The organism is Sphingomonas degradans (genome assembly GCF_053502645.1).
The window spans coordinates 2,991,373-3,010,269 of the sequence record NZ_CP177172.1 but is presented as its reverse complement, the minus strand read 5'-3'; the positions used below and the strand labels follow the sequence as shown (position 1 = coordinate 3,010,269).

The 18,897-nt window shown below is 67.3% G+C and carries 22 protein-coding genes and 2 tRNA genes; 14 read left to right on the top strand and 10 right to left on the bottom strand.

Annotated features, from left to right (window positions below; translation table 11 throughout):
* Positions 1–136 precede the first annotated feature (136 nt).
* Positions 137–1,033: a phytanoyl-CoA dioxygenase family protein gene (locus ACG3SL_RS13670; RefSeq protein ID WP_448661713.1), complete on the bottom strand. Its 897-nt coding sequence runs from the start codon at positions 1,031–1,033 to the stop codon at positions 137–139.
* Between the two features lie 136 nt (positions 1,034–1,169).
* Here ACG3SL_RS13670 and nadC point away from each other — a divergent pair, with 136 nt between their 5' ends.
* Together nadC and ACG3SL_RS13660 are read left to right on the top strand one after the other, a co-directional pair.
* A complete protein-coding gene (nadC, locus tag ACG3SL_RS13665) occupies positions 1,170–2,015 on the top strand; it encodes a carboxylating nicotinate-nucleotide diphosphorylase (RefSeq protein ID WP_448661712.1) in 846 nt (281 codons plus the stop codon).
* Positions 2,016–2,026: 11 nt separating this feature from the next.
* Positions 2,027–2,734, top strand: a complete 708-nt coding sequence (locus tag ACG3SL_RS13660) for a ribonuclease T2 family protein (RefSeq protein ID WP_448661711.1) — start codon at positions 2,027–2,029, stop codon at positions 2,732–2,734.
* Here ACG3SL_RS13660 and ACG3SL_RS13655 read toward each other — a convergent pair.
* Positions 2,724–3,137, bottom strand: a complete 414-nt coding sequence (locus tag ACG3SL_RS13655) for a DUF4112 domain-containing protein (RefSeq protein WP_448665128.1) — start codon at positions 3,135–3,137, stop codon at positions 2,724–2,726. The two genes, ACG3SL_RS13660 and ACG3SL_RS13655, sit on opposite strands and share 11 nt — an antisense overlap.
* Before the next feature lie 22 nt (positions 3,138–3,159).
* On the bottom strand, positions 3,160–4,623 hold the full coding sequence (locus ACG3SL_RS13650) for an ABC transporter substrate-binding protein (protein WP_448661709.1): 1,464 nt from the start codon (positions 4,621–4,623) through the stop codon (positions 3,160–3,162).
* Positions 4,624–4,832: 209 nt separating this feature from the next.
* Between ACG3SL_RS13650 and ACG3SL_RS13645 the strand changes: the two genes are divergently transcribed.
* Complete coding sequence (locus tag ACG3SL_RS13645; protein ID WP_448661708.1) at positions 4,833–5,063, top strand: hypothetical protein; 231 nt, start codon at positions 4,833–4,835, stop codon at positions 5,061–5,063.
* A gap of 313 nt (positions 5,064–5,376) precedes the next feature.
* On the opposite strand, the gene ACG3SL_RS13640 is transcribed toward ACG3SL_RS13645, so the two are convergent.
* From ACG3SL_RS13640 to rpsA, 3 genes are all read right to left on the bottom strand, one after another.
* Positions 5,377–5,463: transfer RNA gene (locus ACG3SL_RS13640), tRNA-Leu, on the bottom strand.
* A gap of 236 nt (positions 5,464–5,699) precedes the next feature.
* The gene (locus tag ACG3SL_RS13635; protein WP_448661706.1) at positions 5,700–5,978 is read right to left on the bottom strand and encodes an integration host factor subunit beta; all 279 of its coding nucleotides are present in this window, start codon (positions 5,976–5,978) and stop codon (positions 5,700–5,702) included.
* 184 nt (positions 5,979–6,162) lie between these two features.
* Complete coding sequence (gene rpsA / locus ACG3SL_RS13630; protein ID WP_448661705.1) at positions 6,163–7,884, bottom strand: 30S ribosomal protein S1; 1,722 nt, start codon at positions 7,882–7,884, stop codon at positions 6,163–6,165.
* A gap of 356 nt (positions 7,885–8,240) precedes the next feature.
* On the opposite strand from rpsA, the gene ACG3SL_RS13625 reads away from it, so the two are divergent.
* The gene (locus tag ACG3SL_RS13625; protein WP_448661704.1) at positions 8,241–8,975 is read left to right on the top strand and encodes an acylneuraminate cytidylyltransferase family protein; all 735 of its coding nucleotides are present in this window, start codon (positions 8,241–8,243) and stop codon (positions 8,973–8,975) included.
* A 147-nt stretch (positions 8,976–9,122) separates the two neighbouring features.
* A complete protein-coding gene (locus ACG3SL_RS13620; protein ID WP_448661703.1) occupies positions 9,123–10,343 on the top strand; it encodes an HD-GYP domain-containing protein in 1,221 nt (406 codons plus the stop codon).
* Positions 10,344–10,521: 178 nt separating this feature from the next.
* On the opposite strand, the gene ACG3SL_RS13615 is transcribed toward ACG3SL_RS13620, so the two are convergent.
* Together ACG3SL_RS13615 and aroA are read right to left on the bottom strand one after the other, a co-directional pair.
* The gene (locus tag ACG3SL_RS13615; protein WP_448665127.1) at positions 10,522–11,160 is read right to left on the bottom strand and encodes a (d)CMP kinase; all 639 of its coding nucleotides are present in this window, start codon (positions 11,158–11,160) and stop codon (positions 10,522–10,524) included.
* 15 nt (positions 11,161–11,175) lie between these two features.
* Positions 11,176–12,501, bottom strand: a complete 1,326-nt coding sequence (gene aroA / locus ACG3SL_RS13610; RefSeq protein WP_448661702.1) for a 3-phosphoshikimate 1-carboxyvinyltransferase — start codon at positions 12,499–12,501, stop codon at positions 11,176–11,178.
* Between the two features lie 102 nt (positions 12,502–12,603).
* Between aroA and ACG3SL_RS13605 the strand changes: the two genes are divergently transcribed.
* From ACG3SL_RS13605 to ACG3SL_RS13585, 5 genes are all read left to right on the top strand, one after another.
* Positions 12,604–12,927 carry a TIGR02300 family protein gene (locus tag ACG3SL_RS13605; RefSeq protein WP_448661701.1) on the top strand — a complete coding sequence of 108 codons (324 nt, stop codon included), beginning with the start codon at positions 12,604–12,606 and terminating at the stop codon, positions 12,925–12,927.
* 141 nt (positions 12,928–13,068) lie between these two features.
* A tRNA-Ala gene (locus tag ACG3SL_RS13600) sits at positions 13,069–13,144 on the top strand.
* A 125-nt stretch (positions 13,145–13,269) separates the two neighbouring features.
* Positions 13,270–14,283 (top strand): LacI family DNA-binding transcriptional regulator, encoded by a 1,014-nt coding sequence (locus ACG3SL_RS13595; RefSeq protein ID WP_448661700.1) that lies wholly within the window; start codon positions 13,270–13,272, stop codon positions 14,281–14,283.
* Between the two features lie 100 nt (positions 14,284–14,383).
* The gene (locus tag ACG3SL_RS13590) at positions 14,384–14,545 is read left to right on the top strand and encodes a hypothetical protein (RefSeq protein ID WP_448661699.1); all 162 of its coding nucleotides are present in this window, start codon (positions 14,384–14,386) and stop codon (positions 14,543–14,545) included.
* Positions 14,546–14,646: 101 nt separating this feature from the next.
* On the top strand, positions 14,647–14,886 hold the full coding sequence (locus ACG3SL_RS13585) for a hypothetical protein (protein WP_448661698.1): 240 nt from the start codon (positions 14,647–14,649) through the stop codon (positions 14,884–14,886).
* 43 nt (positions 14,887–14,929) lie between these two features.
* Here the strand turns inward: ACG3SL_RS13585 and ACG3SL_RS13580 are convergent, their stop codons facing one another.
* On the bottom strand, positions 14,930–16,222 hold the full coding sequence (locus ACG3SL_RS13580; protein ID WP_448665126.1) for an MFS transporter: 1,293 nt from the start codon (positions 16,220–16,222) through the stop codon (positions 14,930–14,932).
* Positions 16,223–16,341: 119 nt separating this feature from the next.
* Here ACG3SL_RS13580 and pgsA point away from each other — a divergent pair, with 119 nt between their 5' ends.
* The 4 genes from pgsA to ACG3SL_RS13560 are packed head-to-tail and all read left to right on the top strand — an operon-like array spanning position 16,342 to position 17,760.
* Positions 16,342–16,896, top strand: a complete 555-nt coding sequence (pgsA, locus tag ACG3SL_RS13575; RefSeq protein ID WP_448661697.1) for a CDP-diacylglycerol--glycerol-3-phosphate 3-phosphatidyltransferase — start codon at positions 16,342–16,344, stop codon at positions 16,894–16,896.
* Complete coding sequence (moaD, locus tag ACG3SL_RS13570; RefSeq protein WP_448661696.1) at positions 16,896–17,153, top strand: molybdopterin converting factor subunit 1; 258 nt, start codon at positions 16,896–16,898, stop codon at positions 17,151–17,153. Before pgsA ends, moaD begins: the two co-directional genes overlap by 1 nt.
* The gene (locus tag ACG3SL_RS13565) at positions 17,150–17,587 is read left to right on the top strand and encodes a molybdenum cofactor biosynthesis protein MoaE (RefSeq protein ID WP_448661695.1); all 438 of its coding nucleotides are present in this window, start codon (positions 17,150–17,152) and stop codon (positions 17,585–17,587) included. Before moaD ends, ACG3SL_RS13565 begins: the two co-directional genes overlap by 4 nt.
* Positions 17,587–17,760, top strand: a complete 174-nt coding sequence (locus tag ACG3SL_RS13560) for a hypothetical protein (RefSeq protein ID WP_448661694.1) — start codon at positions 17,587–17,589, stop codon at positions 17,758–17,760. Before ACG3SL_RS13565 ends, ACG3SL_RS13560 begins: the two co-directional genes overlap by 1 nt.
* A 122-nt stretch (positions 17,761–17,882) precedes the next feature.
* On the opposite strand, the gene ACG3SL_RS13555 is transcribed toward ACG3SL_RS13560, so the two are convergent.
* Positions 17,883–18,884: an IS30 family transposase gene (locus ACG3SL_RS13555; protein WP_448661285.1), complete on the bottom strand. Its 1,002-nt coding sequence runs from the start codon at positions 18,882–18,884 to the stop codon at positions 17,883–17,885.
* Positions 18,885–18,897 lie beyond the last annotated feature (13 nt).

Here is an 18,897-nt window from a genome sequence, read left to right as displayed (position 1 = left end):
GCGGCGCGTAATACTCTTCGGCGGCCCTCTCGCCGTCACCCCGGCGAAAGCCGGGGCCTCAGGGGTTGCGATGCTGCCCGAGATACCGGCGTTCGCCGGCATGACGGAGAAGGTGTCCGCGCGCCTGGCCAGCGGCTCAGAGCCACACCGGGTGGCTGGTCAGGTCGGGCGAATAGCGGTTCACATACTGCGCCATGCGGGGCCGCGACGCGCGGTTCGGGCTGGCGCCGTGCGGCAGGTCCTGGCGCCAGAGGATCAGGTCGCCGGCCCCGGCGGGGATCGGCACGGCTTCCGCGCTCAGGTCGACCGTGCGCGGATTGGCATCGCCCAGTTCCGCCAGCCACGCCTCCAGCCGATGGTGAAAGCCGGGCACCAGCGACAGCGCACCCTGATCGGCGGCGGTGTCGGTGAAATACAGGATTCCCTGCGTCGCAAAGGGGATGGGCAGCATCAGGCTGACGTCCCAATGCAGGTGCGGCCCCGGAAAGCGATAGTCCCCCCGCTCCGGCGGATTGAAGCTCATCCGATCCACCGACGGCCAAAGATCGGCGGTGCCCCATAGCTGGGCGAATGCCTTGTGCACGCGCGGGCTGTGGCGGGCGGCATCGAGTGCGGGGTCCTGAAAATGCTGGACCATGATGCCGTGCGTGCGCGGCCCGTACCAACTCTCCGGATCATCGGGTGCAGCGCCCATCACGCGCCACAGCAGCGCTTCGGCAGCCGCCGCCTCGTCCCGGCTGATCGCGCCGCGCAGGATGACATAGCCCTGCGCGTCCCAATGGGCGAGGTCGGCGGCGTCGAGCACCGGCGGGGCCGTCTCCACCGCCTCAAGCCATGCGCGGACATCGTCGGGCATCGGCGCGCCCGCGACTCGCGCCTGATAGCGCGCCCATTGCATCGGATCGGGCGCCCCCGCTGTCTCCATGACCCACGCCGCAAACTGCTCGGACGACGGCTGTTCGGCGAGCTTGGTAAAGGTCTGTTCCAGCCCGAGCCCCAGCGTGTCGAGCAGCATCCGATCGGCCCCGGTCAACGGGCCTCCCCGGCCCCGACTCCTTCTCGCGCGGAAATCCTCGATCGTAGCGATCATTTGTTGGCCCCCTCCGTCCACGATCTAACCCGCTCGCGCGCGGGCTGACAATGCCCGCGGACGCGGCTAGACCCCGCGCATGACCTTTGCGCTCCCCGGTTTCGATCTCCCCGCCTTCATCGCCTCCACCCTCGCCGAAGACTTGGGCGGCGCGGGCGACATCACCTCTGCGGCGGTCATCCCCGCCGATGCGCGCTTCGATGGTGTGATGGACACGCGCGACGCGATCGTCGTGGCGGGGCTGGGCATTGCCGAGGCGTTTTTCCGCACGCTCGACCCGGCGGTGGCGATCGAGCGGCTGGTCGCGGACGGCGCGGTCGCGCCTGCGGGCACCGATCTGCTGCGGCTGCGCGGCCAGGCGCGGGCGATGCTCACGGCCGAGCGATCCGCGCTCAACACCGTCCAGCACCTTTCGGGCATCGCCACGCTGACGCGCAGCTATGTCGATGCGATCGCCGGCACCGGCGCGACGCTGCTCGATACGCGCAAGACGCTGCCCGGCCTGCGCCTGCTCGAGAAATACGCGACTCGCATGGGCGGCGCGCGCAATCACCGCATGGGGCTGTGGGATGCGGCGATGATCAAGGACAATCACGTCGCCGTCGCCGGATCGGTGGGCGAGGCGGTGCGCCGCGCCGTCGCGGCGGGGATCGCGCAGATCATCGTCGAGGTCGACCGGATCGATCAGATCGCGCCCGCGCTCGATGCCGGCGCCACGCACCTGCTGCTCGACAACATGGCCCCGCCGATGCTGCGCGAGGCCGTGGCGCTGGTCGCCGGGCGTGTGCCGACCGAGGCATCGGGCGGGGTCCGGCTCGACACGATCCGTGCCATCGCGGAAACCGGCGTCACCTATATCAGCGTCGGCCGGCTCACCCAATCGGCGCCCGCCGCCGATATCGGCCTCGATTTCAGCGCGGCATGAGGAGCGAGCGCATGCGACGGATCGGGTTTGTCACCGCAGCGGCATTGGCCATGCTGCTGCCCCAGGCCGCGCTCGCGCAGGCGCAGATGTGCAGCATCCCCGCCCGCGTGCCGGTGCCGCGCCCCGACTTGCCGAGCGAAAGCCAGCCGCGCCGCATTCTGCCGATCGGCAGCTACACGCTGGCGCTAACCTGGAGCCCCGGCTTCTGCCGCGCGAACGGCAATCGGCCCGACGCGGCGTTCCAGTGCGGCGGCGCGAACCGCTTCGGCTTCACGCTCCACGGCCTGTGGCCCGACGGCTATGGCAAGGATTGGCCGCAATATTGCAAATCCACGCCGATCCTGCCGCCCAGGGTCATTCGCGCAACCCTATGCAGCACGCCCTCGGCGCAGCTCATCCAGCACGAATGGGCCAAGCACGGCACCTGCACCGCGATGACGCCGACGCAGTATTTTGCCAAGGCGCGCCAGCTTTACGCGGCGCTGCGCTTCCCCGACAGGGCAGCGCTGGCACGCGGGCCGCTGACGGTCGCGCGGTTCCGCGCGGCGATGGCGGCGGTCAATCCGGGCCTGCCCGCGACGTCGATCCGCGTCACCACCACGCGCGACGATGCGCTGGACGAGCTGTGGCTGTGTCTCGACAAACGCTTCCGCTACGAACGGTGCAAGCCCGGCACCGGCGGCGCGCCCGACGCGGCGGTGCTGAAGATTACCGGCTAAGCGGGTTCTCGACCACCACCGTCGACGGGTGGTGCCTGTCCAGGTGGCGGCGGATGATCCGCAGGTTGCGCGTGTTCGACCGAAAGAAGAAATCGGGCACAGCGCCGACAAAGGGGATCAGCCCCAGCGCCCAATCGATGCCGACATTGCCCGCCATGCGCACCATCGCGGTCCTGGACATGTTCAGGTTGCGCGCTTCCCACACCATGTACATCCCCATCGCCGCCGCGATGAAAGTGCCGCCGACCGGGATCAGATTGAGCAGCACGTCCAGCCCGAACGCCTGCCGGGTGCCGGGAATCGTGAAGCCGCGCTCGAGCAGTCGCTCCATTGTCTCGACGCGCACGCGCACGGCGGCCGCATCCCTGCCGATCGGCAGGTTGCCCAGTCCGATCGATCCCATCCGCGTCGGCTTTGCCACGTTGCTATTCCTTTTCGTTTCGCAGGTGGTTCAACGGGTGCCACGCGCGCGTGTTCCGTTGCCACGCACCCAGCCGCAACGCGACGATCGACCAGCGCAAAGGCCGCGCGATCGGGATATAGGCCGCATCGGCGGTCAGCGCCGCATCCGCCTCTGCAATGCGCGCCGCGCGGGCGGGGAGATCGGGCGCGTCACGCCCCGCCAGTATCGCCGCGCGCGCGGCATCCGAACAGGCATGGCACGCGGTCTGCACGAACCAGCGCCCGCTGTCATAGGGCGCGACGGCATCGATCAGGCGCAGGTCGGCGGCGTCCTCGGGGCCGACACGTTCTGCCGTCACGCCGATGCGCACCAGCGATGCGGCGATATGCCCCCAGACCAGCGTCGCGCCGGGGCCCTGCGGCAGGGCGATCCGCAGCGTGAGCGCGCCCGGATTGTCGCGCTTCCACCATTGCACGCGTGCCCGTGCGGCCAGCCGGCGATCGTCGAGCGTCAGTGCCTGCCACGCCGGCTGCGCGGGAGGGGCGGCGGAATCGAGCGTCTCGGGCAACAGCGTTTCCACCGGCGTCCAATCCGGGTGCAACGCCGCAGTCAGCGCCGCGCGGTCGATCGCCATGGCGATGGCGGCGCGGTTGGCCGGATCGGCCAGGAAGCCCTCTCGGCGCTCGATCGCCAGCCCGAACAGCCCCGCGGGCTGCTCCAGCTGGATGTTCGCCGGCGCGATCCCGGCGATCCCGACGATCGGCCAGTCGACGAAGCTGCCGCCCAGCACGAGGTCGGATTGCGCGGCGCGGAAGCGGGCGATCGCCGCCGCTGCCCGTTCGCCGCGCAATCGGACGGTTTCCTCGGGCGTGGGGCTGGCTTCGTCGCGCGGCACATCCGCCATTGGCCGCAACAGCACGTCGCCGCCGCGCAGCGGCTGGGGCCGCATCGGGCCGCTGCCGATGAAGCCGGGCTTGCGGAACAGCGCCAGCTCGGGTTGCGCAAAGAGCTTGAGCAGGTCGGGGCGCGGTCGTTTCAGCCGCACTTCGATCACTTGCGGCGTCATCTCGACGATCTCGTCGATCACCGCGAGGAACGGGGCAAGGACATTGCGGCTGCCGGGTGCGGCGGCGCGGCGCAGCACCCGCACCACCTGCGCGGCGTCGACCGGCGTGCCGTCCGACCAGCGCGCGTCATCGCGCAGGCGGAAGATATAGCTGCGCCCGTCGTCGATCACGATCCAGCGCGCCGCCAGCCCCGGCTCGATCTGGCCGCTTGCGTCGAAACGGACCAGCCCCTGCGCCGTCGCGCCCATCAGCACGCGCTGTGCCATGTCCAGCGGCCCCGCGCTGGGGTCGGCGGGCGTGGCCGCGGTGCCGATCGCGCTCACCACGACGGGCGCATTGTCCTGGCGCTGCCCCGGCGTGCCGCACCCGTCCAGCATCAGCGCAAGGCCGAACAGGAGGGGAAGGGGGCGGCGGATCATCTTGGCTTCCGTTTTTCAAGCGACGCGGGCCGGGTGGATGCTGTCCCGGGTGTATGGCGGCGCCTGCACGATGCCAACCCCTGGACGGCCCCGCCGCACGGCGCAACTTGCGCGGCGCTCGTTCTGCCGCAGTGCAGCGCGAAGACGGAACCCAATGGAATATCGGCGGTTTTCGCAGTTGGCACCACAGCCAGAATGGAGGTTCCCCCATGCGTATCCTTGGTAAAACCGCTGCCGCCGTCGCGGCCCTGTCGCTGGCGGCGACCCCGGCCCTTGCGGCACAGAGCGGCGCCTCCGCGCTGTCGCTGCGCGCGGCAACGAAATCGGACAAGTCGGAAAATCTGGCCGGTGCGCCGATCATCGCGCTCATCGGCATTGCGGCGATCGTGGCGGGCGGCGTGATTATCGCCACCGACGACGATGATCCCGACAGCAACTAAACACGCCTGGTAAGGCGCACTGCCGATCGGTCGCGCGCCTTGCCGAACCTGCGACGCCGTCTCCCCATCCGGGGGAGGGCTATCGTACAGGTCAGTTGAACAACCATAAATTCCGTCATCCCGGCGCAGGCCGGGATCCATTCGGTGCTCCGTTGCAACAAGAAACGCAGGCGTAGCACCGAATGGATCCTGACTTTCGTCAGGATGACGCGGTGTGTTTCATATGCGATTGCCCTGCCCACCCATGTGGGGCGGCGTTTGCAGTTTGGGGATAGCCGATCGCGCTACCCGGCCTGCGGCCACGGGCGCCAGATGGTGCGGACGGCGGGACTCGAACCCGCACGCCCCGAGGGGCAGAAGATTTTAAGTCTCCGGCGTCTACCGGTTCCGCCACGTCCGCATCGCCGGGAGGCAAGCCTCAACCGGCTTTTCGCGTCAAGCGTCTAATCGCCTGCGTGGCCTGTGCTCCGACAGTTCCGGCTCAGAGCCTGTTGAGAAATGCGCCTTAGCGCATTTGCGGTACCGGCCCGCTCCCCCACCCGGCCACCCATAGAATACTGCCGGTGGGTGGCCGGGTGGGGGAGCGGGCCGGCACCGCCTTGAAATTCGCTCTTTCGCGAATTTCCAAACGGCATCTCAAACGTTGAGCCGGATGCGCATTTCCTTGCCGGGCTTGAAATAGGGGACGCGCTTGGGCTCGACTTCCACCGTCTCGCCGGTGCGCGGATTGCGGCCGACGCGGCCGTCGCGGGCGCGGGTGGAAAAGGCGCCGAAGCCGCGCAGCTCGACGCGACCGTCCTCGGTCAGCCGGCTGACGATCTCGTCGAAAAAGACCGACACGATCTTTTCCACTTCGCGCATGGACAGGCCTGGATTGTCCTGCACCAGCATTTGCACGAGTTCCGACCGGATCATCCGCAGCCTCCCTTTGCGCGCGCGGATCGCGGGTCTTTCCGCGGCGCGTTCCACATGGCGCCAACCCTAGCGCCGTTCAGCAATCTTCATCAACCCGCAGATTTACGGATTTGCGCATTAATTTCAGACGAAAAGGGGGAGCGCCGCACGGTGCGGCACTCCCCCCATCCGAACGGGTAGAGACTTAGTTCTTCTCGTTGCGCGCCTTCAGGGCCTCGCCGAGAATGTCGCCCAGCGACGCGCCCGAGTCGGACGAGCCATACTGCTGCACGGCCTGCTTCTCTTCGGCGATCTGCATCGCCTTGACCGAGAAGGTCGGCTTCTTCGAACGATCGAAGCCGGTGACCATCGCGTCGAACTTCTGGCCCACCTGGAAACGCTCCGGACGCTGCTCGTCGCGGTCGCGGCCCAGGTCGGTGCGCTTGATGAAACCGGTCGCGCCATCGTCGCCAACCTGCACTTCGAGGCCCGCGTCGCGGACTTCGAGGACAGTGACGGTGACGACTGCGTTCTTGTTGACGCGGTCGCCCGCTGCAGCGCCGCCTGCGGCAGCAGCCGCCGACGGGCCACCACGCTCAAGCTGCTTCATGCCGAGCGAGATGCGCTCCTTGTCCGGCTCGATCGCGAGCACGACGGCCTGAACGGTCTCGCCCTTGCGATGCAGGTTGAGCGCGTCTTCGCCCGAAATGCCCCACGCGATGTCGGACATGTGGACCATGCCGTCGACGTCGTTGTCCAGGCCGATGAACAGGCCGAACTCGGTCGCGTTCTTGACTTCGCCTTCGACGGTCGAACCCACCGGATGCTCTTCTGCGAAGCGCTCCCACGGATTGGCCTGTGCCTGCTTGAGGCCCAGGCTGATGCGGCGCTTTTCCTGATCGACCTCGAGCACGACGACTTCGACTTCCTGCGAGGTCGAGACGATCTTGCCCGGATGGACGTTCTTCTTGGTCCAGCTCATTTCGGAAACGTGGACCAGGCCCTCGATACCGGCTTCCAGCTCGACGAACGCACCATATTCGGTGATGTTGGTCACGCGGCCCGACAGCTTGGCGCCCAGCGGGTACTTGGCGGCTGCGCCATCCCACGGATCGCTCTCAAGCTGCTTCATGCCCAGGCTGATGCGCTGCGTGTCGCGGTTGATGCGGATGATCTGCACCTTCACCGTGTCGCCGATGTTCAGCACTTCGCTCGGGTGGTTGACGCGCTTGTAGCTCAGGTCGGTGACGTGCAGCAGGCCGTCGATGCCGCCCAGGTCGACGAACGCACCGTAATCGGTGATGTTCTTGACGACGCCGTCGATCACCTGGCCTTCGGCCAGCGACTGGATCAGGCCCGAACGCTGCTCGGCGCGGGTTTCTTCCAGAACGGCGCGACGCGACACGACGATGTTGCCGCGCTTGCGGTCCATCTTCAGGATCTGGAAGGGCTGGGGGATGTCCATCAGCGGAGTGACGTCGCGCACGGGGCGGATGTCGACCTGCGAACCGGGAAGGAACGCCACGGCGCCCGACAGGTCGACCGTGAAGCCGCCCTTGACGCGGCCGAAGATGACGCCTTCGACGCGGGCCGACTTGGCGAATTCGGTTTCCAGCTTGTCCCAGGCGGCTTCGCGGCGGGCGCGGTCGCGGCTGAGCATCGCTTCGCCGTTCGCGTTCTCGACGCGATCGACATAGACCTCGACTTCGTCACCGATCTTCAGATCGGCCTTCTGGCCGGGGGCTGCGAATTCGCGCAGCGGCACGCGGCCTTCGGACTTCAGACCAACGTCGATGACCGCCAGGTCGTTTTCGATGCCGGTGACGGTGCCGATGACGACGCGGCCTTCAAAGCCGTCTGCCGCACCAAGCGTCTGTTCGAGGAGTGCCGCGAAATCGTCGCGGCTCGGATTTGCCGTAGTGGCCATATGAATGTCGTTTCCTAAGTTCGTCATTTCCGGCCGGCCGGTTGAATCCGGCGGTCTTTTAGGCCGAAATTGCCACGGTGGCCGAACGCCGGCCGCGGCATCCCAGGGGCGAAGGGTCGCAGGGCGATTTTCACAGGGTTCCCAGTGTGAAAAGCTACGCGGAAGGCCATGCGCCTTGCCGTGCCCCCGCAAACAAACGCTCGCAGAACCGGCGCGCCATAGCGGAGAGCCAGGCAATTCGCAAGGTAAACCCATGTCGTGCGAAATCCCGCTTCGCCGCGTCGGCGGTTCCCCGCGCCGTTCTATAATGCGTGGATGGCGCACAAGGGCGCCGGTGCCGCGGCGGGAGTGTGATCATGGCGGAGACGACCAATCCCTATCACGATATTTCGGTCATCATCCCCGTCCGCGAAGGCAGCAGCCGCGTGCGCGAGAAGATTTTCCTGCCGTTCCACGAACATCTGACGCTGCTCGACTGGAAGATCGCACAGATGCTGGAGGTGCAGCATCCCTCGCGCATCTTCCTCAGCTCGAACTCCGATCGCGTCCGCGCAGTGGCGGAGCGCGCCGGCATCGGCTTCCTGCCGCGCAGCGACTATCTCAGCACCGGCCACGACGCCTCGTTTACCGAAGTCATCAGCGGCGTGGTGAAGGACGTGACGACGACGCATTTCGCATGGGTCACCGTCGTCGTGCCGCTCATGAAGCCTTCCGAATATCGCGAGGGATTCGACCTGTATCTCGAAAAGGTCGCAGGCGCGCAGAGCCATGACAGCCTGGTGTCGGTGAACCAGGTGAAGGAATATTTCTGGGACGCCGCGGGCCCGCTGAATTACCGCGCCGACCGGCACCACACGATCAGCCAGGAGCTGCCCGACTGGTTCCGTGTGACCAACGGCCTCTACATGCGCTCGGTCGCCGATACGCTGCGCGAGGGCTATTTCCTCGGCCCGCGCCCGGTGATGCACCGCGTCGGCAAGGCGTCCGGCATCGATATCGACGAGTATGAGGACTACGAATGCGCCGTCGCGCTCAAGGCGGACTATCTGAAGGGGCTGGCACTCGGCGGGGCACCGCGCATCGCCGCCTGAAGGCAGGGGCTGCGCGGCCCATGGGGGCGGGTGCGGCAAGAACGGTACAATAAGAAATCAAGGCGTGCGTGTGCTTAGCATCGGATTGAAGCCCCTGTTCCCACGATCCTGCCGCCGCGTCCCGGCGCGCGGGTATTGAGGCGCGCGATGCTGAAGCGGATTTCCCCGGCCGAAGTCACGTTGGGCATGTATGTCCATTCGCTGCAGGGCGCGTGGCTGTCGCACCCGTTCTGGCGCACGCGCTTCCTGATTCGCGACGCGGACCAGATCGCCGCCCTCCGCCAGAGCGGGGTCTCGTCGGTCGTCATCGACCTGGAGCGCAGCCGCCTGCCCAAGAACCGTGCCGGCGGCAGGCGTTCGTCCGCCGCAGTGCAGTCGCGCCCCCGCGCCGCCGAACGGCTCGCCGAAGACCGCCGCTTCGCCGCCAAGATCACGACCGAAGCCCGGCGCGTGATGAAAACCGTATTCGACGGCGCGCGGCAGGGCGAGATGACGTCGCCGGCCGAGATCGAGACCGTGCTCAAATCGATCGCCGAGGCGCTGGATCGCAACCGCCCGATGCTGTTCGACGTCCTGCGCCTGCGGGGCCGCGACGAATATACCTATTACCACTCGGTCTCGGTCGGCGCGCTGATGGTGAACTTCGCGCAGGAACTGCGGCTCGACGAGGACCAGGTGCGGCTGATGGGCATCGCCGGCCTGTTCCACGACATCGGCAAGACCCAGGTGTCGACCGAAATCCTGAACAAGCCCGGCAAGCTGACCGACGAGGAATTCGACGAGATTCGCGAACATCCGGGCCGTGGCCACGCGATGCTCCAGCGGCTGTCCGAAGTGCCCCCGATCGCGCTCGAAGTGTGCCTGCACCACCATGAAAAGATGGACGGCACCGGCTATCCGCACGGCCTTGCCGGCGATGCGATCAGCCTTGCGGCGCGCATGGGCGCGATTTGCGACGTCTATGATGCGCTGACCACGGCGCGCGCCTATAAATCGGCCTCGTCGCCGGTCGCTGCGATCACGATGATGGCCGGGTGGAAGGGGCATTTCGACCCCGAATTGCTGTTCGTGTTCATGAAGAGCATCCGCGTCTTCCCCGTCGGGCTGTTGCTGCGGTTGCGCAACGATCAGCTCGCGGTGGTGCGCGACAATGGCCGCCGCGCCAGCCGCGCGCGGCTGACCTGCTTCTACGACATTCCCACCGGGTGCCTGGTGCCGCCGCGTGACATCTATCTGGCCGATGTGGTCGGGGACGACGTCATCGCCGAGCGCGCCTCGCCCGATGACTATGGCCTGATCGGCTGGCCCGAACTGCGCACGATGCTGCTCGAAGGGCGCGATCCTTCCGGCCCTATCGGTCGCTCCTGACGCGGCGGGGCCATCGCAAAGGTATTTGGACAAGCCCAAATTCCGTCATCCCGGCGCAGGCCGGGATCCATTGCCGCTCCGTTGCGTGAGAAAGCGCAGGCGTAGCACAGAATGGATCCTGACTTTCGTCAGGATGACGGCGCGTTCTCCATATGCGACTGCCCAGCGTGACGCGGGATCAGCCGGCCGCCTTGCGCGCGCCGGTGCGCGCCTCGACCAGTGCGATCGCGCGCTGGGTCGCCGCGTCGATCGACAGGAAGCTGGTGTCGAGCAGCGCCGCGTCCGGCGCCTGCACCATCGGTGCCTCGGATCGCTTCGAGTCGCGCTCGTCGCGGGCGCGGATGTCGGCCAGCACCTTGTCCAGGCTGGTGTTGATCCCGCCCTTGCGCAGTTCCAGGTGGCGCCGCTGGGCGCGGATCGTGGGGGTCGCCTTGACGAACAGCTTCACGTCCGCATCCGGCGCGATCACCGTGCCGATGTCGCGCCCGTCGAGCACCGCGCCGCCGGGCTGGTGCGCGAACTTCTTCTGCCGCTGGAGCAGGGCCGATCGCACCAGCGGGTGCGCCGACACGACCGACGCGACCTTGCCCACATCGTCGGTGCGCAGCCAGGGATCGGCGAGCAGCGCGTCGTCGAATCCGCACGCCGCCACTGCATCGGCCTCCTTCGCCGGGTCCAGTTCCTCGCGCAGCGCCGTTGCGGCGACGGCGCGGTACAACAGCCCCGTGTCCAGATGCGGCAGCCCGTAATGGCGGGCGAGTGCGCGGGCGATCGTGCCCTTGCCCGATGCGGCGGGCCCATCAACGGCGATAATCATGGCAGCCACGGTGTCTTACTCGCTCAGCGCGTCAAGGGTTGCAAAGAAATCGGGGTAGCTGGTCGCGACCGGGCCGACATCGTCGATCGTGATCGCCGCCGCGCTGGCAAGTCCAGCCACGGTCATGCTCATCGCGATGCGATGGTCCAGTTTCGAGGCGACCTGTGCGCCGCCGGGCAGGGGGGCACCCGCGCTGCCGCGAATCGACAGCCCGTCCTCATGCTCTTCCAGCGTGACGCCGGCGGCGACCAGCGCCTCGGCCATGGTGGCGATGCGATCCGATTCCTTGACGCGCAGCTCGTGCGCGCCGCGCGCCACCGTCGTCCCCTCGGCCATCGCGGCGGCGACGAACAGGATCGGATATTCGTCGATCATGCTGGGGGCGAGTTCGGGCGGCACCTCGATCGCGGTCAGCGGCGCGTGGCGCACGCGCAGGTCGGCCACGTCCTCGCCGCCCACGTCGCGCGGATTCAATTCGGTAATGTCGGCGCCCATCAGCTTGAGCGCGGCGATCAGCCCGGTGCGCGTCGGGTTCATGCACACGTTGCGAATCGTCACGTCCGATCCCGGCACGATCGACGCGGCGACCATCCAGAATCCGGCGGAAGAGGGATCGCCCGGCACGGTGATCGCCTGCGGCTTCAGCTCGGCCTCGCCGGTGATCGAAATCACCTTGCCCTCGGCGCTGTCCTCGACGGTCAGCTCGGCGCCGAACCCGCGCAGCATCCGCTCGCTATGGTCGCGCGTCGGCACCGGCTCGATCACGCGGGTGATGCCGGGGGTGTTGAGCCCTGCCAGCAGCACCGCCGACTTCACCTGCGCCGATGCGACCGGCAGCGTATAGGTGATCGGCACCGCCGGGTTCAGCCCGCGCACCATCAGCGGCAGCCGCCCGCCGGGGCTGGCGGTGATGTCCGCCCCCATCTGCGACAGCGGCTCGATCACGCGGCCCATCGGCCGGCCCGACAGCGAGGCGTCGCCGGTGAAGGTCGCGGTGATCGCGTGGCTCGACACCAGTCCCATCAGCAGCCGAGTCGAGGTGCCCGAATTACCCATGTCGAGCGCGCCCTCGGGCTGGAGCAGCCCGCCCACGCCCACGCCGTGGACGCGCCACACGCCGTCCTCGCCCCGCTCCACGCTGGCGCCCATCGCGCGCATCGCGGCGGCGGTGGCAAGCACGTCCTCGCCCTCCAGCAGCCCTTCGATTCGACTTTCGCCGACTGCGAGCGCAGAAAACATGATCGCGCGGTGGCTGATCGATTTGTCGCCCGGAACGGCGATGGAACCGCGCAGCGGGCCGCGTGCGGAGACGGTGAGGGGGCGGGGGGATGTGTGCGTCATTTGGGGGCGGCTTTGACAGCCGCCTTGCGCCATGGCAAGGCGCGCCCCACTTTCCGGGTCGACTCCCGAAATCACGATATTTTGAAAGGCAAGAGGCAACACATGGTGAAGCCGGAATGGGGCACCAAGCGCGCGTGCCCGAAGTGCGGGACGCGGTTCTACGATCTGACCAAGGACGAACCGGTAACGTGCATCAACTGCTCGTTCTCGTGGGAGCCCGAGCCGATCCTGAAATCCAAGCAGCCGCTGCCGTTCGAAGCGGCCAAGACGGCTGACAAGCCCGCGACCGAGGATGGCGATCTGGGTGACGAGGATCTGGACATCGCAGCAGCCGATGACGAAGAGCCGTCGCCCGACGACGACGTCGATCTGGGCGGCGACGACGACCTGGGCGTCGAAACCGGCGGCGACGAAGACGAACATTAAGACGCGTTGACCGGCGCCTTGCCCTTCGGGCGGGCGCCGGTTTCCGGCTTCCCGGCAAGGGAAACGGAAAAATTCGGACAAGCGCAGTTCGGTGCTTGCCAAACCTGCGAGGGCCATCTAATGGCCTCGCTCCCGGGATTTGGGGCCGTAGCTCAGCTGGGAGAGCGCTGCAATGGCATTGCAGAGGTCAGGGGTTCGATCCCCCTCGGCTCCACCAAATCCCCCCTTCACACAGCATTGATCCCACGCCCTCGGGGCGCCCGCGCGACTCAACGCTTGCGTCCTGCCAGCGCTGTCCAATATGTCAGCACCGCTGGCCGTATCCGCCGGCGGGGGAGCAATATGAGCGGCCGTCCCACGATCAAGGAAGTGTCGAAGATCGCCGGGGTCTCGTTCAAGACCGTCTCGCGCGTGCTCAACAACGAGAAGCACGTCAGCGAAGAGACGCGCCGCCGCGTCGAGGAAGTCGTCGCGCGGCTCAATTTCCGGCCCAGCCATGCCGCGCGCACGCTGGCCGGGCGGCGCTCGTTCCAGGTCGCGCTGCTCTACGACAACCCCAGCCCCTATTATGTCTATCATACCCAGGCCGGCGCGCAGCAGCGCTGCACCGAACTGGGGTTCCGCCTGCTGCTCCAGCCGGTCGACACGCTTTCGCCCGATCTGGTCCAGAACGTGCTGGCGCTGATCGACGAGACGCATCTCGACGGGCTGATCCTGTCGCCGCCCGTGACCGAGGCGACGGCGCTGCTCGACGAGCTGGACCGCCGCGGCATCCCCTATGTCCGCATCGTGCCGGGCAGCCGCAAGGATGCGGGGATGAGCGCGACGATGGACGACATCGCCGCCGCGCGCGCGCTGACCCGGCACTTGGTCGACCTGGGGCATCGCGCGATCGCCTTTATCAGCGGCCCGGAAAGCCATCCCTCGTCGGCGGACCGGCTTGCCGGCTATCGCGCGGCGCTGGAGGCGGCGGGAATCGCCTTCGATCCTGCATTGGTGGTGGCCGGGGACTATAGCTTCGCCTCGGGCGGGCAGGCGGCGCGGGCGCTGCTGGCGCGCACCCCGCGTCCCACGGCGATCTTCGCGGGCAATGACGACATGGCCGCCGGCGCGCTGGCCGTCGCGCATGAGGCCGACATCGCCATTCCCGATGCGCTGTCGATCGCCGGGTTCGACGATTCGGATCTCGCCAAGGCGGTGTGGCCGCCGCTGACGACGATTCGCCAGCCGGTGCGCGAACTGGCCTGGGCCGCCGCCGATCTGATGCTGGCGGGCACGGCCCCGCATCCGCGCATCACGCTGGACCACGAACTGATCGTACGCGCCACGACCGGTCCCGCACCCGGCGCCCGCTGACGCAGTTCGTCGCGGAAATGCCCCGGCTGTTCCGAAGCTGGACGATTGCGGCGCGGCTGCGCTCTGGCGCAATTCGTAAACGCGGCGTTAACTGCCCGCCATGCACCGCGTCCTCCTCACGGCCCCGCGCCGCCACCCGTTCCGCAGCTATGTGCACCGGGTCGTCGCCTATGAGCGCAAGGTCCGCGACGACAGCGACGTGCGGCTGTTCGCGCTGAGCTTCAGCGCGTTCTTCGTCTGCATCTACACCTTCATCTTCTAGGCCCCGCCCGGAACCTCCCGCCGCGCGCGACGTTGCGCAGCCTCCCCGAAGGGGTGCCGCACGGCGCGGCGCTCGCGTCTTCGGGTGGTGAAGGGGTGCGTATGAAAAAGCTGGTGCAGGTCGTGGTCGTCGTTCTGGTGGCCGCTGCCGTCATGTTCGGGGGGCGCTGGTACATGTATGTCGCGCATGGCGACACGCCGTACAACGAAGTCGGCATCGCGCTGAACGGCTATGCGCCGGGCCCGCTCAAGCGCTGGGGATGCGCGAAGATGCAGGCGCGCTTTCCGGGACAGCTGCCGCCCTATGGCTGCGCCGGGCCCGACGGGCGCAGCTGGATCTGAGTTCGCCGCCTGCCGCTCCCCCTTGGGGCGGCAGGCGCGCGCCTCAGGGCAGTTCGTCGGGCACGTGGGGCAGCGCCTCGGCCTTGTGCAGCCGCCAGGCGCAGAAGGCGGAGGCCAGGCACAGCCCGACGACGAACCACAGCGCGTCATCCACGCTGATCGACGGCACCTTGGTCACGCCGAAGATGATGAGCGATCCCGCAACCATGAAGCCCGAATTGACGATGTTGTTCGCCGCCACCGTCCGCGCGGTCTGCGACTTGGCGACCGTGGTGGTCAGGAACGCATAGAGCGGCACCACGAACATGCCCCCGGTGATCGCGATCATCCCCAGGTCGCCCAGCACGCGCCAGCCCTCGATCATGCCCAGGAAGGACGCGGTCTTGAGCAGCGGCCCCTCATGGATCGGCCAGAAGCGCGCGGAAAAGTGGAAATCGATCACGAACACCGCCATCGCCAGCACCGATGCGACGGCATATTTGGCCGACACATGCCCTTTCAGCAGCCGGTTGATGATGACCGAGCCGATGGCGATCCCGACCGAGAAGATGGCCAGGAAGATGCTGGCGACGTCCTTCTGCGCATGGAACACGTTCTTCACCAGCGGCGGAAACAGCACCGCGAGCACGGCGGCGATGGTCCAGAACACACTGATCGAAATGATCGCCAGGTACAGGCGCGGGATGTGCATCGTCGCCGCGATCAGCCGGTACGACGAGCGGAACACGTTGAAATCGAGCGTCAGCGTCGTCATCGGCGGCGCCGGCGGAATCTGGCGCGACGTCAGCCAGCCGATCGCCGCGACGGTCACGACCGCAATCGCCGCGACGTGCGGGCTGACGAGCCCGCCGACGATCGTGCCCATCAGCACCGCGATATAGGTGCCCGCCTCGACCAGGCCGGTGCCGCCCAGGACCTGGTCTTCCTCCAGATGCTGGGGCAGCACGGCATATTTGATCGGCCCGAAAAAGGTCGAATGCACGCCCATGCCGACCAGCGCGACCAGCATCAGCGGCAGGCTCTTGGCAAAGATGCCCGCGGCGCCGACCAGCATGATGCCGACTTCGGCGGCCTTGATGATCCGCATGATCCGCGCCTTGTCATAGCTGTCGGCCAATTGGCCCGCGAGCGCGGAAAACAGGAAGAAGGGCAGGATGAAGATACCGGTCGCGATCGCGCTGAACCGGGTTTCCGCCTCTACCGAATTGAAGATCTGGTAGGTCGCGAAAAAGACCATCGCGTTCTTGAACAGATTGTCGTTGAACGCGCCCAGAAACTGCGTGCAGAACAACGGCAGGAACCTGCGCTCCTTCATCAACCCGAGCGCACCTATCATATATATCCAACTCTCCAGCGGCGGGAGCCCCCGCCCGACGACCGGGCCGACATAGCCGAGCGGCAGGGAACACAGCAACGCTTATTCCGCTTGGGGGCAGAGGGTGTTACAGCCCGGCCATGCTGACGTTGCCCAACATCCTGACGCTGTCCAGGATCGTCACCGTGCCTTTGCTCGCGGCCTTCCTGTGGTGGCCCGAATGGCGCACCGGCTATGCCATCGCCTTCGCGATCTACTGCCTGATGGGCATCACCGACTATTTCGACGGCTATCTGGCGCGCGCACAGGGTACGGTGTCCAAGCTGGGCGTGTTCCTCGATCCGATCGCGGACAAGATCATGATCGCCGCCGTGATCCTGATGCTGGTGGGCAAGGGCGTGATCGCCGACCTTCACCTGATCGCCGCGCTCGTCATCCTGCTGCGCGAGATCACGGTTTCGGGGCTGCGCGAGTTCCTGGCGCAGTTGCAGGTATCGATGCCGGTGTCGCAACTCGCCAAATGGAAGACGGCGCTTCAGCTTATGGCGTTTGGCGCGCTGATCCTGGGCGGGGCGCTGGCGCAATGGCCCTGGGTCGAGACGGTGGGGCTGGTCGCCCTGTGGGGCGCCGCCGCGCTCACCGCGATCACCGGCTGGGACTATCTGCGCGTGGGCCTGCGGCACATGGACAGCTGATGGCGATCGCCGTCCTCTATTTCGCCTGGGTGCGCGAACGCGTCGGCACCGGGCAGGAAGCGGTCGATCCGCCGGAAGCGGTGGTGACGGTGGCGGACCTGATCGCGTGGCTGGCGGGCCGCAGCCCCGGCCATGCCGAAGCCTTTGCCGATCCCGCGCGGCTGCGCGCCGCGATCGACCAGCGCTTCGTCGCGCTCGATGCGCCGCTGGGCGGGGCGCGCGAAGTCGCCTTGTTCCCCCCGGTGACCGGCGGATGATCCGCGTCTCGGTCGATCCCGCGCCGATCGAGCTTGCGGTGGAGGTCGCCGCGCTCGAAGAACGCGGGGCAGGGGGTGTCGCGACCTTCACGGGCGTGGTGCGCGGCGACGATGGCGTGACCGAGCTGATGCTCGAACATTATCCCGGCATGACCGAAGCGGCGCTGATCGCGCTGGCCGAGACGGCGACCGCGCGCTGGTCGCTGCTGGGCGTCACGCTGGTCCACCGCGTCGGGCCGATGGTGCCCGGCGACCGCATCGTCTTTGTCGGCACCGCCGCCAGCCATCGGCGCGAGGCGCTGGACGCCTGCGCCTATCTGATCGACCGGCTCAAGACCGACGCCCCGTTCTGGAAGCGCGAGCGGCGCGGCGCGGATGCGGCGTGGGTCGAAGCGCGGACGACCGACGAGGACGCGGCAGCGCGCTGGGGCTGATGCGGACGCGGGCCAGCGTCTGTGCGCGCAAGCGTCGCTTTGCCTCGGCGGACGAAGCGGTGCAGGCGGCGGCGGGGTTCGGCCTGATGCTGCTCCCCTATCGCTGCGATCGCTGCCACGCCTTCCACCTGACCAGCCGCACCCGCGGCAAACGGATCGCGCGCCCGGACTAGCTGGTATCATATTCAGCGGCGGCAGTTCCGCACCTTATCCTCCACCGTCAGGGCAGGGGAATCGCATATGGCAGTCGGGCAACCATAAATTCAGTCATCCCGGCGCAGGCCGGGATGTGGACTCACGGTTGAAGTGCACCGGTTGAGATTTTGGAGAATGCCTCTGCGGGTGTGAGGAAGCCAAGGCATTTTCTTGGGATATTGTTGAGCCGGTCGGCACAGGCACGGAGTTGTCTGTGGCTGACGGTGTCGAGGTCAGTTTTGCGAGGCAGGCTTCGGCGCAGTCGGCCGATGGTGTTTTCGACACCGCCCTTTTGCCATGGGGCTCGGACATCGCAGAAGAAGGTCTGGATGCCGAGGCTGTCGTGAAGGCGGTGATGTTCGGCGAACTCGGTGCCGTTGTCGAAGCTGATGGTCCTGCGCAGATCCTGGGGGATATGGCGCAGTCTGCGGGTGATCCGGCGTGCGGTCAGCTCGGCTCTGCGGTGGGGAGGCTTGTCGAGGATGGTGTAGCGTGTGTGGCGCTCGTGCAAGACGAGGACATTGTGCCCATATCGGGCGAACAGCATATAGTCTGCTTCCCAATGGCCCGGCTGTGCGCGATCCCGGGCTTCGAGGGGGCGTTCGCCGATCGGCCTGCGCTGTTTGATGAAGCTGGCCGGGCTTCCGCCCTGGCGGCCATAGCGGCCGCGCCTTGCCTTGCAGCGGGGCAGAAGGCGGTGCCAGTAGTCCTTCTGGGCCGAGCGATGATAGACGTATCGATAGATTGACTCGTGGCTGACCATGGTGCGACCGTGCTCAAGCGCCAGTCGGCCGGCGATCTGTTCGGGAGAGCATCCCATCGCAAGGCCGTTCTTCACGATATCTCGCAGGTCCGGCTGGCGCGCCAGCTTGAAACGGCCGTCCCATCGTCGTCGTCTGATCGCGAGCCTATGGGCACGCCCGGGCGCATAGCCGCCGGGCCAGACCTTGGTCGGCTTGCTATTGCGCCTGAGTTCCCGACCGACCGTCGTGTGATCACGCCCGATCGCGGTGGCAATCTGTCGGCAAGATATACCGCCCTCATGAAGGCGGCATATCTCGATCCGCTCGTCGAGGCTGAGCTGCCTGTAATGTCGTCCCATCGCGCAATCACCT